This is a genomic window from Lysobacter sp. GQ73 (assembly GCF_059758755.1).
The window spans coordinates 20,325-35,489 of sequence record NZ_JCAXEE010000012.1 but is presented as its reverse complement, the minus strand read 5'-3'; the positions used below and the strand labels follow the sequence as shown (position 1 = coordinate 35,489).

At 68.6% G+C, this 15,165-nt stretch carries 12 protein-coding genes; 9 read left to right on the top strand and 3 right to left on the bottom strand.

Annotated elements, in window-relative coordinates; all coding sequences use genetic code 11:
* The first annotated feature begins 286 nt into the window (after nt 1–286).
* The 6 genes from queA (at nt 287) to AC6CH2_RS22190 (ending at nt 7,117) form a co-directional block, all read left to right on the top strand.
* Entirely contained in the window at nt 287–1,345 is a 1,059-nt protein-coding gene (queA, locus tag AC6CH2_RS22215; RefSeq protein WP_498271114.1) for a tRNA preQ1(34) S-adenosylmethionine ribosyltransferase-isomerase QueA, read from the top strand.
* Between the two features lie 142 nt (nt 1,346–1,487).
* Nucleotides 1,488–2,594 (top strand): tRNA guanosine(34) transglycosylase Tgt, encoded by a 1,107-nt coding sequence (gene tgt, locus AC6CH2_RS22210; protein ID WP_498271113.1) that lies wholly within the window; start codon nt 1,488–1,490, stop codon nt 2,592–2,594.
* Between the two features lie 250 nt (nt 2,595–2,844).
* Nucleotides 2,845–3,195, top strand: coding sequence for a preprotein translocase subunit YajC (gene yajC, locus AC6CH2_RS22205; RefSeq protein WP_435396473.1), 351 nt, complete (start codon nt 2,845–2,847; stop codon nt 3,193–3,195).
* Between the two features lie 63 nt (nt 3,196–3,258).
* Nucleotides 3,259–5,121 (top strand): protein translocase subunit SecD, encoded by a 1,863-nt coding sequence (gene secD, locus AC6CH2_RS22200; protein WP_498271112.1) that lies wholly within the window; start codon nt 3,259–3,261, stop codon nt 5,119–5,121.
* A gap of 15 nt (nt 5,122–5,136) precedes the next feature.
* A complete protein-coding gene (gene secF / locus AC6CH2_RS22195; protein WP_435396475.1) occupies nt 5,137–6,102 on the top strand; it encodes a protein translocase subunit SecF in 966 nt (321 codons plus the stop codon).
* Nucleotides 6,103–6,259: 157 nt separating this feature from the next.
* On the top strand, nt 6,260–7,117 hold the full coding sequence (locus tag AC6CH2_RS22190; protein WP_498271111.1) for a class I SAM-dependent methyltransferase: 858 nt from the start codon (nt 6,260–6,262) through the stop codon (nt 7,115–7,117).
* A gap of 833 nt (nt 7,118–7,950) precedes the next feature.
* Here AC6CH2_RS22190 and AC6CH2_RS22185 read toward each other — a convergent pair.
* On the bottom strand, nt 7,951–8,769 hold the full coding sequence (locus AC6CH2_RS22185) for an inositol monophosphatase family protein (protein ID WP_408953105.1): 819 nt from the start codon (nt 8,767–8,769) through the stop codon (nt 7,951–7,953).
* A 95-nt stretch (nt 8,770–8,864) separates the two neighbouring features.
* Between AC6CH2_RS22185 and AC6CH2_RS22180 the strand changes: the two genes are divergently transcribed.
* From AC6CH2_RS22180 to AC6CH2_RS22170, 3 genes are all read left to right on the top strand, one after another.
* On the top strand, nt 8,865–9,743 hold the full coding sequence (locus AC6CH2_RS22180) for an RNA methyltransferase (RefSeq protein ID WP_498271110.1): 879 nt from the start codon (nt 8,865–8,867) through the stop codon (nt 9,741–9,743).
* A gap of 143 nt (nt 9,744–9,886) precedes the next feature.
* Nucleotides 9,887–10,852, top strand: coding sequence for a phosphate/phosphite/phosphonate ABC transporter substrate-binding protein (locus tag AC6CH2_RS22175; protein ID WP_498271134.1), 966 nt, complete (start codon nt 9,887–9,889; stop codon nt 10,850–10,852).
* Nucleotides 10,849–12,984, top strand: a complete 2,136-nt coding sequence (locus AC6CH2_RS22170) for a putative bifunctional diguanylate cyclase/phosphodiesterase (RefSeq protein ID WP_498271109.1) — start codon at nt 10,849–10,851, stop codon at nt 12,982–12,984. The genes AC6CH2_RS22175 and AC6CH2_RS22170 overlap by 4 nt, the downstream gene beginning before the upstream one ends.
* A 159-nt stretch (nt 12,985–13,143) precedes the next feature.
* Here AC6CH2_RS22170 and AC6CH2_RS22165 read toward each other — a convergent pair whose 3' ends face one another.
* Together AC6CH2_RS22165 and AC6CH2_RS22160 are read right to left on the bottom strand one after the other, a co-directional pair.
* Nucleotides 13,144–13,839 carry an exopolysaccharide biosynthesis protein gene (locus tag AC6CH2_RS22165; RefSeq protein ID WP_498271108.1) on the bottom strand — a complete coding sequence of 232 codons (696 nt, stop codon included), beginning with the start codon at nt 13,837–13,839 and terminating at the stop codon, nt 13,144–13,146.
* A complete protein-coding gene (locus tag AC6CH2_RS22160) occupies nt 13,823–15,163 on the bottom strand; it encodes a hemolysin family protein (RefSeq protein ID WP_498271107.1) in 1,341 nt (446 codons plus the stop codon). Before AC6CH2_RS22160 ends, AC6CH2_RS22165 begins: the two co-directional genes overlap by 17 nt.
* Nucleotides 15,164–15,165: the final 2 nt, after the last annotated feature.

Here is a 15,165-nt window from a genome sequence, read left to right as displayed (position 1 = left end):
CACCCTTGGTTTCCCGCCTCCCGGACATCCAGGTGCCGGGATGTCCGGATGCCTGAGTCTCCCGAAGACCGTGCTGTTCCCCCTTGGGAAAGGGGGCAGGAGAGATTCGCTCCCCGGCCGCCGGAACCTCCAAACCGCCCCTTTTGCCGATCCCGCCCCATACCCGGGATAATGGGCGCTCTCCGAAACCCCGCCCGGCCACCTCGTCGCCCGGTTTCGTCCCGTCCGTCAGCCCCACCGGTCTTCGCCGGCTACGGCGCTTCGCGCTTAACTACTTCGGTTCCCTTTGAAGAAGAACGACTTCCATTACGAACTGCCGCCCGAGCTGATCGCCCAGGCGCCCCTGGCCGAGCGCTCCGCCAGCCGCCTGCTGGTGGTGCCGCCGGCGCCGGCGCCGCGCGAGGACCGCGTGTTCCGCGAACTGCCGCAGTTGCTGCAGCCCGGCGACCTGCTGGTGTTCAACGACACCCGGGTGATCCCGGCCCGCCTGTTCGGCCAGAAGAGCACCGGCGGCCGGGTCGAGATCCTGATCGAGCGCCTGCTCGGCGGAATGGAGGCGCGCGCGCAGATCGGCGTGAGCAAATCGCCGAAGGCCGGCGCGCGCATCGCCCTCGACGCCGGCGGCGAAGCCGAGGTGCTGGACCGCGAGGGCGAGTTCTACCGCCTGCGCTTCCACGTGCCCGAGTCGCTCGAACAATGGCTGCTGCATGCCGGTCGCCTGCCCTTGCCGCCGTACATCCAGCGCGAACCCGGCAGCGACGACCAGGAGCGCTACCAGACCGTGTTCGCGCGCGAAGTCGGCGCGGTCGCCGCGCCGACCGCCGGCCTGCACTTCGACGACGCTTTGCTGGCGCAGTTGCGCGAGCGCGGCATCGAGTTCGGCCACGTTACCCTGCACGTCGGCGCAGGCACCTTCCAGCCGGTGCGCGCCGAGAATCTCGACCAGCACGTGATGCACAGCGAGTGGCTCAACGTCGGCGCCGGCCTCGTCGAACAGATCCGCCGCACCCGCGCCGCCGGCGGCCGGGTGATCGCGGTCGGCACGACCGTGGTGCGCGCGCTGGAAAGCGCGATCCGCCACCACAGCGGCGTCGAAGGCGGAGAAAGCGAGCTGCGACCGTTCGCCGGCGAGACCCGCTTGTTCATCCTGCCCGGCTATCGCATCCGCTCGGTCGACGGCCTGATCACCAACTTCCATCTGCCGGAAAGCACCTTGCTGATGTTGGTCTCGGCCTTCGCCGGCAAGGACCGCATGTTCGCCGCCTACGAGCACGCGATCCGCGAGCGCTACCGCTTCTTCTCCTACGGGGACGCCATGCTGCTGTGGCCGACCGCAGAGGTGTAGCCCCGCCGCCGCACCCCGAAACCGAGGCCCAGCCGTCTTTCCGGCCTCCGCGCACAGCCCGGCAAGCGAAGCCCGCGCGGATGCCCTCACACGAATCCCACGCATCGCCATGCGTCCCGCTACTCGATAAAGGAATACGCGCATGAGCCGCATGTCCTTCCAATTGTTCGGTCAAGACGGCGCCGCGCGCCGCGGCCGCCTGACCTTCCCGCGCGGTACGGTGGAAACGCCTGCGTTCATGCCGGTGGGCACCTACGGCTCGGTCAAGGGCATCATGCCCGAGCACGTGCGCGAGCTCGGCGCGCAGATCATCCTCGGCAATACCTTCCATCTGTATCTGCGGCCCGGCCTGGACGTGATCGGCGACCACGGCGGCCTGCACGGCTTCGCCCGCTGGAACGGCCCGATCCTGACCGACTCCGGCGGCTTCCAGGTGTTCTCGCTCGCGCACCGGCGCAAGATCACCGAGCAGGGCGTGACCTTCGCCTCGCCGGTCGACGGCAGCAAGGTCTTCCTCGGCCCGGAAGAAAGCATGCACATTCAGCGCGTGCTGGATTCGGACATCGTCATGATCTTCGACGAGTGCACGCCGTATCCGGCCACCGTGGAAGTGGCGCGCAAGTCGATGGAACTGAGCCTGCGCTGGGCCGAACGCTCCAAGAAAGCCCATGAAGGCAACGATGCGGCCTTGTTCGGCATCGTCCAGGGCGGCGTTCACCACGAACTGCGTACCCAGTCGGCGGCCGGCTTGAAGGGCCTGGGCTTCGACGGTTATGCGATCGGCGGCCTCGCCGTCGGCGAGCCCGAGGCCGAGCGCAACGAAATGCTCGAACACACCTGTCCGCAGCTGCCCGAGGACCGTCCGCGCTATTTGATGGGCGTCGGCCGCCCCGAGGACCTGGTCGAGTCGGTCGCGCGCGGGGTCGACATGTTCGATTGCGTGATGCCGACCCGCAACGCCCGCAACGGCCATTACTTCACCCCGAGCGGCACCGTGCGCGTGCGCAACGCCAAGTACGAGCGCGACCTGCGGCCGATCGAAGAGGGCTGCGACTGCTACGCCTGCAGCAACGGTTTCAGCCGCGCCTACCTGCGTCACCTGGACCGCTGCAACGAGATGCTCGGGCCGATGCTGGGCACCCTGCACAACCTGCGGTACTACCAGCGCCTGATGGCGCAGATGCGCGAGGCGATCGAGCAGGGAACCTTTACCGCCTTCCGGGAGTCTTTCTACGCCGCACGCGCCTAGGGCAGCGGGGTTCCTTCGGCACCCCTCGCTCAGCTCCCGGACCGGGAGCGCCGGACCTGCCCCCGAGCTGGATCGCCGGCTCCGGGCCGGGCGCGTGAACAGGTGGGGCCGGCGCGGAGCGGCCGGGGCAGGGCCCCGGACCTTCCGGCCCGCCCGATAAAGCGTGCGCTGCAGCTCATTTGAGCCTCGGCCTTGACTCCAACCCAGCCGTGGCATAATCCCCGGCTATTTTTCGTTCCAGGACCTTCCGATGAATCTGCTCGACCTCCTGATCGCCCCCGCTTACGCCCAGGCCGCTGGCGCGCCCGCTCCCGGCGGCTTTCTCGGCAGCGCAGGCGGCTTCGTCCTGCCGCTGATCCTGATCGGCGTCATGTACTTCCTGATCTTCCGTCCGCAGATGAAGCGCGCCAAGGAACACCGCGGCATGCTCGAGAAGCTGGCCAAGGGCGACGAGGTGCTGACCAACGGCGGCATCGCCGGCACCGTGACCGACATCGGCGAGAACTTCATCACCGTCGAAATCGCCGCCAACGTGCGCATCCGCGTGCAGAAGGGCGCGATCGCCAACGTGTTGCCCAAGGGCACCTTGAAGTCGGCCTGAGCCGACGCCACGCCTTTATTTACATAGACGCGGCGGCCGGGGAGGCTGCCGCAGGGGTTCTCGATGCTGACCTTCGCGCGCTGGAAATACTTCGCCATCCTGGTCGTACTGATCTTCAGCGTGATTTATGCGCTGCCGAACGCCTATCCGCAGGATCCGTCGGTACAGATCTCCGCGGCCCGGCCGACCGGCACCCAGGTCGACGCGACCCTGGCCAAGCGCGTCGAAGGCATCCTCGCCAAGGCGCAGATTTCCTCGAAGTCGATCCTGGTCGAGAACCAGGGCAACCTGATGGTGCGCCTGACCGACACCGATCTGCAGACCCGCGCCGCCGACCTGCTGCGTCCGCAGCTCGGCAGCGAATATGTGGTTGCCCTGAGCCTGGCCCCGACCGTGCCGGACTGGCTGCAGGCATTCGGCGCCAAGCCGATGCCGCGCGGCCTGGACTTGCAGGGCGGCGTCCACTTCACCATGCAGGTCGACCAGGACGCCGCGCTCAACAAGCGGCTTGAGGCCTACGTCGAGGACGTGCGCTCGACCCTGCGCGATAGCAGCGTCTCCTACACCTCGGTGGTGCGTCGCGGCAACGAGGCCATCGTCGCCACGCTCGCCGCCGGCGCGAACGCCGACAAGGCGCAGAAGCAGTTGCGCACCGCCTTCCCGACCCTGACCCAGAGCCTCGACGGCCAGACCCTGACCCTGGAAATCCCGCAGGCCGAACTGCAGCGCATCTCGCTCGACGCGATCGAGCAGAACCTGACCACCCTGCGCAACCGCATCAATGCTTTCGGCGTCGCCGAGCCGGTGATCCAGCGCCAGGGCACCGACCGCATCGTGATCCAGCTGCCGGGCCTGCAGGACACCGCCGAGGCCAAGCGCCGCATCGGCGCCACCGCGACCCTCGAGTTCCGCGCCGTGGTCGGCGACGAAGCCAGCGCCGCGGCCGCCGTGCGCGACCGCAACGTGCCGCCGGACGCGCGCGTCTACTACAACGAAGCCAAGCAACCGCTGCTGCTGTCCAAGCGCCTGCTGGTCTCGGGCGACCAACTGGTCAACGCGGTTCCGGGCAGCGACCAGCAGGGCCAGCCGAGCGTCAGCATCACGCTCAACGCCATCGGCGGCCAGCGCATGCTCAACCACACCCTGGAAAACGTCGGCAAGCGCCTGGGCATCGTCTACGTCGAGCAGATCCCGATCACCCAGATCGTCGACGGCAAGGAAGTGCGCACCACCCGTTCGGAAGAGCGCGTGATCAGCTCCTCGACCATCCAGGGCGTGTTCGGCAAGGACTTCCAGACCACCGGCCTGAGCCGCGAGGAAGCCAACAGCCTGGCCCGCGACCTCAAGTCCGGCGCCCTGGCCGCGCCGATGACCTTCGTCGAAGAGCGCGTGGTCGGCCCGAGCCTCGGCGCCGAGAACGTCAAGCGCGGCACCACCGCGGTGATGTTCTCCTTCATCTTCGCGCTGGCCTTCTTCCTGATCTATTACCGCATGTTCGGCCTGATCACCTGCCTGGCCCTGCTGCTCAACCTGCTGATGGTGGTCGCGGTGATGTCGCTGCCGATCGTCGGCGCGACCATGAGCCTGCCCGGCTTCGCCGGCCTGGCGCTGTCGGTCGGCATGTCGGTCGACGCCAACGTGCTGATCAACGAACGCATCCGTGAAGAGCTGCGCGCGGGCATGCCGCCGCAAACGGCGATCGCCACCGGTTACGACAAGGCCTCGGGCACGATCTTCGACTCCAACATGACCGCTTTGCTCGCGGGCCTGGCGTTGTTGATGTTCGGCACCGGTCCGCTGAAGGGTTTCGCGATCACCATGATCGTCGGCATCCTGACCTCGGTGTTCACCGCCGTGACCGTGTCGCGCGGCATCGCCACGCTGATCTACGGCAAGCGCCGCAAGCTCAAGTCCATCGCGATCTGACGGGAGAACCCAGACATGAAGATTTTCCCGCTGACCCTGCTGCCCAACGACGCCAACATCAACTTCATGAAGTTGCGCTGGGTGTCGATCGCGGTCGCCGCCCTGATCATGTTCGTCGCCATCGGCGCCATGTTCACCCGCAACTTCAACTTCGCCCTGGACTTCACCGGCGGCAACCTGGTCGAGGTGCACCTGGACAAGGCGATACCGCTGGACCAGGTGCGCGAGCGGCTGGCCGCCGACGGCTACGACAGCGCCCAGGTCCAGACCTACGGCTCGGGCACCGAGTTGTTGATCCGCCTGCAGCCGCGCGAAGGCGACGCCTCGGCGTCGGCCACCGCGCACTCCGCCGCTGCGGTGATGAAGGCGGTGTCGGGCGAGGGCAACAACCCCAAGATCCTGCGCAACGAGTTCGTCGGCCCGCAGGTCGGCAAGGAACTGGCCCTCAACGGCCTGTACGCGCTGATCTTCGTGATCGTCGGCTTCCTGATCTACATCGCGTTCCGCTTCGAATGGAAGTTCGCGGTCGCCGCGATCATCACCACCCTGCACGACGTGATCGTGGTCGCGGGCTGGTTCGCCATCAGCGGCCACGAGTTCGACCTGACCGTGCTGGCCGGCATCCTGTCGGTGATGGGCTACTCGATCAACGACACCATCGTGGTGTTCGACCGCGTGCGCGAGAACTTCCGCTCGATGCGCGCCGATCCGGAGACCATCCTCAACAAGTCGATCAACCAGACCCTGTCGCGTACCGTCATCACCTCGTTCGTCGCGTTCCTGACCGTGGTGGCCCTGTACATCTACGGCGGCGGTTCGCTGCGCGGCATGGCCGAATCGCAGATGCTCGGCATCATCATCGGCACCCTGTCGTCGATCTTCGTGGCCTGCCCGCTGTTGACCCTGGGCATCCTCAAGGTCAGCAAGCAGGACTTGCTGCCGAAGGCCAAGGACGAGGCGGCGCTGGCTCGCCGTCCGTAAGCCTCGCTGCATCGTTAAGGGAGAAAGGCTGCGCATCGCGCGGCCTTTTTCTTTGTCCGGCGCGCGCCGGAGTGTGTTGCGGGATCGTTCGAGGCGTTGAAGCCGGCCGCCGCGCAGGCGTAGCCTGTAGCGGAGCATTCGAAAACCGGAGCGAATCTTGACCGCCGCCAACCGACAACAGATCAGCGACTGGAACGGTCCGGTCGGCGCGCGCTGGCTGACCTATAACGATTGGCTCGACGAACGCACCGCGGCCTATGGGCAGGCGGCGTTCGCCGCGGCGGCGCCCAGGGCCGGCGAGGCGGTGCTGGATATCGGCTGCGGGGCGGGGGCGACGTCGTTCGAGCTCGCGCGTGCGGTCGGATGCGGCGGGCGGGTGGTCGGGGTCGACGTGTCCGAGCCTTTGGTCGGGCGCGCGCAGGCGCGTGCGCAGGCGCTGCGGTTGCCGGTCGAGTTCCGGCTCGCCGATGCCAGCCGGCCGCTGTTCGCACCGCACAGTTTCGATCTGTTGTATTCGCGGTTCGGGGTGATGTTCTTCGACGATCCGGCGGCGGCGTTCGCGCAGTTGCGCAAGACGCTCAAGCCGGGCGGCCGGCTCGCGTTCGCGTGTTGGAAGGCGCCGGCGGAGAACGATTGGTATGTGCTGCCGTTGAAGGCGATCCGCGGCATCGTCGAGCAGGACGCGGTCGATACCGATGCGCCGGGGCCGTTCGCGTTCAGCGACCCGCAGCGGGTCGCGCGCGTGCTCGGCGAAGCCGGTTTCGAGTCGGTCGAGTTGCAGCCGTTCCAGGCGCCGTTCTATTACGGCCGCGGCGACAGTCGCGAGGCGATGACCGAGGATGCGCTGTCGCAGGTGTTCCGGGTCGGGCCGGTCGCGCGCTTGCTGGCGGCGCAGAGCGACGAGGTGCGCGAGCGCGCGACGCTGGCGATCCGCGAGGCGTTGTCGGAGATCGCGACCGGGCAGGGCATTGCGGTCGGCGGCGCGACCTGGGTGGTGACGGCGCAGGCGCCTTGATCAGGGACCGCGTCGATGAGGGTGCAGGTGCGGGCCTGTGGCTCCCACAGGAAACTGAGTAACCAAAGGGTAGGGGTGGCGCGGGCCGCGACTGCGCCGCATCGGCCTCGCCGCGTTATGCGCCGTAGTCCCTTTGTAGGAGCGGCGTAAGCCGCGACCACGGGACGGGTAGAAACCGCATAGGCGGTGTCGCTGATCGAAACTGTGAACTGCCGCCGGGATAGGAGCGACGCAAGTCGCGACCGCGTCGTCTACGGTCGCAGCGTTACCGGCCGTGAGGCGGTGAAGCCACATCAATAGCAAAACTTCCGCCCCCTAAAGGGTGCGGGTAACTTTCTTTTGTCCAAAGCAACAAAAGAAAGTCACCAAAGAAAAGTGCTTCTTCTTGCAAGTGCACAAGCCCGCACGATCGGTGCCGACGCAGGGATGCTCCAGACAGGCCATCCATGGCCTGCTTGCGCACGGCCCGCTTCCCTGCGGGCCGCCCTCCGGGTCTTCCCTTGACCGGGAAAGCGGCAGATCAAAATCACGGCAACGGCAACGGCAACGGCAACGGCAACGGCAACGGCAACGGCCAGCGCGTCGCGGCTGCTCCTGGGTAGGAGCGGCGCAAGCCGCGACCGCGGCATTGCGATGGCGGCGCCGCGATCTGGAGGGCGCGCGGTCGCGACTTGCGTCGCTCCTACAGTGGAGGCGACGCCGCCTTCTGATTCGGACGCGGCCTTCACGTTGCGAGCAGATCGTCGACAGGCGCATGCACGACGACGCCCCCACCAATAAAAAACGCCGCGATTTCTCGCGGCGTTTTTCTTGTTGCGACGTGCGCAGCCGACTCAGTCGAACGCGGCCGCGTAGCCGGTGTTGACGATGCGGTGCTGCAGCGCGTCGGCGATCTTGAGGTTGCCGGCGATGATCTGGCGCGGGGCGAGGCCGCGGTTGTCCATCGGCCCGGTCGAGCGGCCCTTGAAGTCGGAGATCTTGCCGCCGGCTTCGCGCACCATCAGCGCGCCCGCGGCGATGTCCCAGGGCTTCACCCCGGCTTCGAAGTAGGCGTCGGCGCGGCCGCAGGCGACGTAAGCCAGGTCGAGCGCGGCCGAGCCGGTGCGGCGCACGTCCTCGGCGTCGACCAGCAGATTGTCCAGGCACTTGAGGTGGGCGCTGGTGCGCGCGCGTTCGCGCGGCGGAAAGCCGGTGATCAGCATCGCGCCGTTGAGGTCCTTGCGCTCGGCGATGCGCACGCGCTTCTCGTTGAGCTGGGTGCCGCTGCCGCGGCTGGTGGTGAACAGGTCGTTGCGCAGCGGGTCGAAGATCACGCCATGGATCGGCTCGCCGTTCTCGCACAACGCGATCGACACGCAGAAATGCGGGATGCCGTGCAGGTAGTTGCTGGTGCCGTCGAGCGGGTCGATGACCCAGGTGAAGCGGGCCTGGCCGATCGGGCCGCTTTCTTCGCCGAGGATGGCGTAGTCGGGGGTGGCGCGGCGGAATTCCTTGATGATTTCCGCTTCGGCGAGGCTGTCGACCTCGCTCGCGTAGTCCATGCGGTCCTTCTCGACGATGTTCAGCGCATCCAGCCGGTGCATGTGGCGGAGCAGCACGTTGCCGGCGGCGCGGGCGGCCTTGACCATGAGGGTGACGGCGGGTTTCTGCATGGCGTACGGCCTCGAGCGTGTGAGGTGGGGCAGGACTGACGGGGGTAAAGAGCGAACCGGCGCTTTGGCCGGGGCGGGGAGTTTACCATCTGCGGATGAACCCCGATCTCCGCAATCCGCCGGCGCCCCCCGAGGCGCCCGATCCGATCAATTCCCCGGCCCGCTCGCCCGAGGCCGCCCCGGCCGCCGCCGCCGCAGGCCGGCCCGGTCCGGGCACGGCGCAGGACCCGGCCGCCGCCCACACCCGTATCGTCCTGGTCGGCACCCAGCACCCCGGCAACATCGGCTCGGCGGCGCGGGCGATGAAGACCATGGGCCTGAGCCGGCTGATCCTGGTCGCGCCCGAGAAGGGCCTCGACCGCGATGCCTACGCGATGGCCGCCGGCGCCGACGACCTGCTCGAAGCGGCGCTGGTCGTGCCCGACCTGGCCACGGCGGTGGCCGACTGCCACCTGGTCCTGGGCTGCACCGCGCGCAGCCGCCGCATCGCCCTGGAAGAACTGGTGCCGCGCGACGCCGCGGCCCGGGTCAACGCGCTGGCCCGCGGCGGCGGCGAGGTCGCGGTGGTGTTCGGCCGCGAGCGCACCGGCCTGGACAACGACGAACTGCAGCTCTGCCACGCCGCCGTGCACATCCCCGCCAACCCCGAGTACAGCTCCTTGAACCTCGGCGCCGCGGTGCAGGTGCTGAGCTACGAACTGCGCATGGCCGCGCTGGCCGCGGCCCAAGCCGGCGGCGGCGCGGAACGGCGCGACCCGCCGGCCTCGCACGCGCAGCTGGAAGGCTTTTTCAGCCAGCTCGGCGAGGCGCTGGATGCGATCGATTTCCACAAGGGCCGTGCACCCGAGTCGGCCATGCGCAAGCTGCGCCGGCTGTTCCTGCGCGCCGATCTGGACGAGCGCGAAGTGCGGCTGTTGCGCGGCGTGCTGGCCGATGTCGAGCGCATGGCCATGCTGGCCGGGCAGCGCGGCTGAAGCCCTGGCCGGGCGCGCCGGCGACGCCGTCGGCGACGACGGTTCGGCCGTGTCGGCCACAGGGCGGTCGGCGCCGGCGCGACGAGGTATCGGTCGGCCCCGGGTTTCGATTACGCTGCGCTGGCAATCCGACCAGGTGAAGGCTGTTGATCGCTAGTACGCGGTTTCTCGGTTTGCTGTTCGGGCTCGTCCTGGCCGGGGCGGTGGCTCCCGTGGCCGCGTGGTCGGCGCCGCACGAGACCGAGAACGGCCACAAGGACGGGGCCGACGCTCACGTCCTGGTGCTGGGCCGGATCAGCGACGATCCCAAGGCCCACTACGAGCAGCTCAAGCCCTTGCTGGATTACGTGATCCCGCGCATGGCCGAGGTCGGCATCCGCGAGGGCCGCATCCTGATGGCCAAGGATGCGCAGCAGATGGGCAGCTATATGCGCCGCGGCCGGGTCGACTGGGTCACCGAGACCGCCGGCACCGCGGTGCTGCTGCGCCAGCGCGCCGATGCGCGCCTGCTGTTGTTGACCGAGCGCGACGGCGTCAGCCACTACCACAGCGTGTTCTTCGCGCGCCGCGACAGCGGCCTGCGCTCGCTCGACGACCTCAGCGGCCACAATGTCGCCTTCCAGCGCCCGTCGTCTACCAGCGCCTATTTCGTGCCGGCCGCGGCCCTGCTCGAACGCGGCCTGTCGCTGGAAATCCTGCTGTCGCCGACCGACCGCATCAACCGCGGCGCGGTCGGCTATCTGTTCGCGCGCTCGGAGCTCAACATCTCGACCTGGGTGCACAAGCGCCTGGTCGATGCCGGGGTGATGAGCAATCTGGACTGGGACAACCCGCGCCGCGTGCCCGACGCGTTCCGCCGTGACCTGGTCGTGATCGGCCGCAGCGAGCAGTACCCGCGCGCGCTCGAACTGGTGCGCGGCGATCTCGACCCGAAGGTCGCCGCCCGGCTCAGGGAGGTGTTGCTGGACGCCGCCGGCGACCCGGACGCCGGCGAGGCGCTGTTGCGGTTCTTCAAGACCACCCGCTTCATGCCGATCGACCCGGCCTCGCAGCGCGCGCTCGAGCATATCTCCGACGGCGTCGCCCGCGTGCGCGCGGAGGTCGAATGAGTCTGCGCGCCGGCCTGCAGGTCAAGTTCTTCGCGATCATGGCGGTGGCCTTCCTGGTCGTGGTGACCCTGATCCTGATGCTGCTCAACCGCCAGGAGCGGATGCAGAGCGAAGTGGTCGGGATCAGCCGCGAGGCGATGCGCGACACCATCGCCGAAAGCCTGAGCCGGCATGGCGAGGGCGAGGTCGCCCAGCTCGCCGGTTCGCTGACCAATCCGCTGTACTACTTCGATCTCGACGCGGTCGGCGAACTCGGACGCGCGGCGATGATGAATCCCGGCGTGCGCTACGTCATCGTCTACGACAACGAAGGCAACATCGTCCACGACGGCAACGAAGAGATCCCGAGCTACGGCAAGCGGATGGACGATGCGATGGCGGCGAAGATCATCACCGCCCAGGCCTTGTCCACCCAGTGGAGCGAGACCACCCTCGACGTGTCCGCGCCGATCAAGGTCGGCCAGCAGCGCCTCGGCGGCGTACGCGTGGGCTACGACCTCAAGGCGATGCGCGCCTACCAGGACACCGCCCTGGACAAGGTGCGCCAGCGCCTGGAAGAGCTCGGCCGGCGGCAGTTGTTCTGGGTCGGCGTGCTCAGCGTCGGCCTGCTCGCGCTCGGCGGCCTGATGCTGTGGCTGATCCAGCGCTGGCTGGTCAACCCGATCCGCGAACTCGCCGACGCTGCCCACACCATCGAGAACGGCCAGTTCGACAGCGCGCCGCCGATCGCCCACAGCAACGACGAGGTCGGCGACCTGATGCAGGCCTTCGGCCGGATGAGCCAGAGCCTGGCCCGGCACGACCGCGACATCCGCCGCATGGCCTATACCGATGCGCTGACCGGGCTGGCCAACCGGCTGGCCTTCCGCGAGGTGCTGGACCAGCGCCTGCTGCACCTGCGCGGCGACAGCGGCCAGCTCGGCCTGCTGTTCGCCGACATCGACGATTTCAAGCGCGTCAACGACACCCTCGGTCACGACGCCGGCGACGAGGTGCTGCTGCAGTTCGCCAACCGCATCCAGGAAACCGTGCAGCGCATCGGCGGCGACCGCGCCCTGCTGGCGCGTTTCGGCGGCGACGAGTTCGTGATCCTGGTCGAAGGCAGCCGCGAGCGCAACGGCGAGGCGCGCACCATCGCGACCCACCTGGCCGAGGTGCTGGTCGGCGAGCTCGGCCAGCCGATCGTGGTGCACGACCGCCAGGTGTTCCTGGGCACCTCGATCGGCGTGACCCTGTATCCCGAGGACGCTTCCGGCGCGACCGCGCTGATGAAGAACGGCGACATCGCCATGTACCAGGCCAAGGTCGCCGGCAAGAACTGCTACCGCTTCTACAGCCGGGCGATGGACCAGGCGGTGGAGCGCCGCGTGCATCTGGAGCACGAGCTGCGCGGCGCCTGGGACCGCGGCGAGTTGAGTCTGGTCTACCAGCCGGTGTTCCGCCTCGCCGACGGCGCCATGGTCGGCGCCGAGGCGCTGCTGCGCTGGAAACATCCCGAGCAAGGCTTGATCGCACCGTCGGTGTTCATCGACGTGGCCGAACAGAGCGGGCTGATCGAGACGCTCGGCCCGCAGGTGCTGCGCGCGGCCTGCGAGGACGCGGTCGCCTGGCAGCGTGCGCGGCCCGGCGCCGACCCGCTGTTCGTCTCGGTCAACGTCTCGCCGCGCCAGTTGCGCAGCGGCGACTTGCCGAACGTGGTCGCGGCCTGCCTGCAGGAAACCGGCCTGCCGGCCGCGCATCTGCACCTGGAGCTCACCGAGACCGCGGTGATCGGCGACGAGATCCACGCCAGCAGCCTGTTGGCGCGACTGCGCGCCAGTGGAGTCAAAGTCTGGCTCGACGACTTCGGCACCGGCTTCTCCGGCCTGAGCCATCTGCGGCGGGTACCGGTCGACGGGGTCAAGATCGACCGCAGCTTCATCGCCGACGTGCTGCGCGACCCGGACGACTTGGCGCTGACCACGGCGATCATCGCCATGGCCCATTCGCTCGGCATCACCGTGGTCGCCGAAGGCGTGGAGAAGGAAGGCCAGTACGCGGTGCTGCGCGAGCGCGGCTGCGATCTCGCCCAGGGCTATTGGCTCGGCCACCCGGTCAATACCGAGGAGTTCCTGGCGCTGTTGCTGGGCTGAGGCGGCGCGAACGGGCGATGCCGGCCAGGATTCGCCGTCGTCCTAAGCCACGCGACCGTTCGCCGCGGCGTTGTCGACGGCCTGCGCTGGGTCGGCCGGGACGCCGCGCGGCGCTTCGGCCCGAGCTTGCGCTCAGCCGCTTCGGCTCAGCCATCCGACTCAGCCAATCTTGTCCTGCGCCAGCGCGATCCATTCGGCCAGGGCCTGGGCCAGGCTGCCGGACAGAATGCCGAACACCGTTACTGCGACCGCACCGGCGCCCCAGGCCACCGCCATCAGCTTGCCGTCGCGTTCCAGCAGGGCGAACGCGAACAACAGCAGCAAGCCGCCGAACAGGAAGTTGGTGAACGGAATCGGCAGCGACAGCAGCACGCCGAGCAGCACCAGCAGCAGGCCGGTGAAGGCGTTCGCGGCGCGATGGTCGAGCAGGCCGGTCGCGCGCGGGCAGACCGCGCGTTCGAGCCGGGTCAGCCACGGCGCCAGCAGGTTGCGGAACTTGCCCATCGCCCGGCGGTGCGGGCCGCGGCGGGCGATGAAGCCCGGCAGCCACGGCTTGCGCAGGCCGATCAGCAACTGCAGGCCGACCAGCACCACCAGCGGCCCGCTGATCGCGCCGCCGACGCCCGGGATCGGGATGAAGGCGGGCAGAGTGGAGACGAACAGCAGCATGCCGAACGAGCGCTTGCCTAGGCCGGAGATCACATCGCCGAACTTCACCACCTCGTCCGGATCGCCGGCGACGATGGCGTCGAGCAGGGCGCGGGTGCCGGCTTCGTGCGGCTTGGGCCTGTGGCGCCGTCCGCGCGAGGGGCGCTCGTCTTCGCCGTCGGGGCCGTGGTCAGCCGCTGCTGTCATCGTCGCTGGACTCCGGCGGTTTCGGCAGGTGACGGTGCAGCAGCAGTTTGTCGATGCGCGGCCCGTCGAGGTCGATCACCTCGACCCGCCAGCCCAGCCAGCTGAAATGCTCGCCGACGTGCGGGATGCGGCCGAAGTGGGCGATCACCATGCCAGCGGCGGTGTGGAAATCGTGTTCGTCCTCGTCGGGCAGGCGTCCGCCGCCGATCACTTCGCGCAGTTCCTCCACCGGCAGCGCGCCGTCGATCAGGTAGGAGCCGTCCTCGCGCTGCACCACCGGGCCGGGCTGGTCGTCGGACTCGGCGGTCTGGATGCGGCCGATCACCGCGCCCATCAGGTCGTTGACCGTGACCAGGCCGGTGACGTCGCCGTATTCGTCGACCACCAGGGCCAGCGACTGCTGCTCCTCGCGGAAGATCTCCAGCAGCTTGAGGGCGTGGGTCGACTCGGAGACGAACAGGGCATCGGTAAGCCGGCCGAACAGGTCGGGCAGGTTGCCGACGCCCAGGTTGCGCAGCAGCGACTTGGCCTCGAGCACGCCGAGCACGTCCTGGTCGCTGCCGCGGTAGACCGGAAAGCGCGAGAACGGCGATTCGCGCATCGCCGCGAGGTTTTCCTCGATGGTCGCGCCGGCGTCGAGCCAGGCGATGCGGGTGCGCGGGGTCATCAGGCTTTCGGCGGTGCGGTCGCCGAGGCTGAGCACGCGGTTCATCATCTTGCGCTCGTCGGCGTCGATCACGCCCTGTTCGTGGCTTTCGCTCACCAGCAGGCGGATCTCTTCTTCGCTGATCTCGCTGCGGGCGTCGTCCTTGATTCCGAGCAGGCGCAGCACCAGGCGGTTGATTGCGCCGAGCGCGCCGACCACCGGCTTGGCGAAGCGGGCCAGCCCGGCCAGGACGATCGCCACCGAACTGGCGATCTTTTCCGGATTGGTCAGGGCCAGGCGCTTGGGGATCAGCTCGCCGAAGATGACGCTGGAAGCGGTGATCAGGGTGACCGCGGTGCCGATGCCGATGCTGCGCGCGTACTCGGCCGCGCCGGGCAGCACGCCGCTGAGCCAGCCGGCGATCGCCAGGCCGATCGACTCGCCGCCGAAGGTGCCGGTGAGTACGCCGATCGCGGTGATGCCCACCTGCACGGTCGAGAGCAGGTTGTCGGGGTGCTCGGCCAGCTGCAGGGCCATGCGCGCGCCCCGGCTGGGGTGCGCGGGGTCTTCGGCCATCTGCTTTAGGCGCAGCTTGCGCGAGGTCATCAACGCCATCTCCGACATCGCGAAGAAGGCGTTGAGGACGATCAGGGCCATGACGATCAGTAGTTCCAGCATCG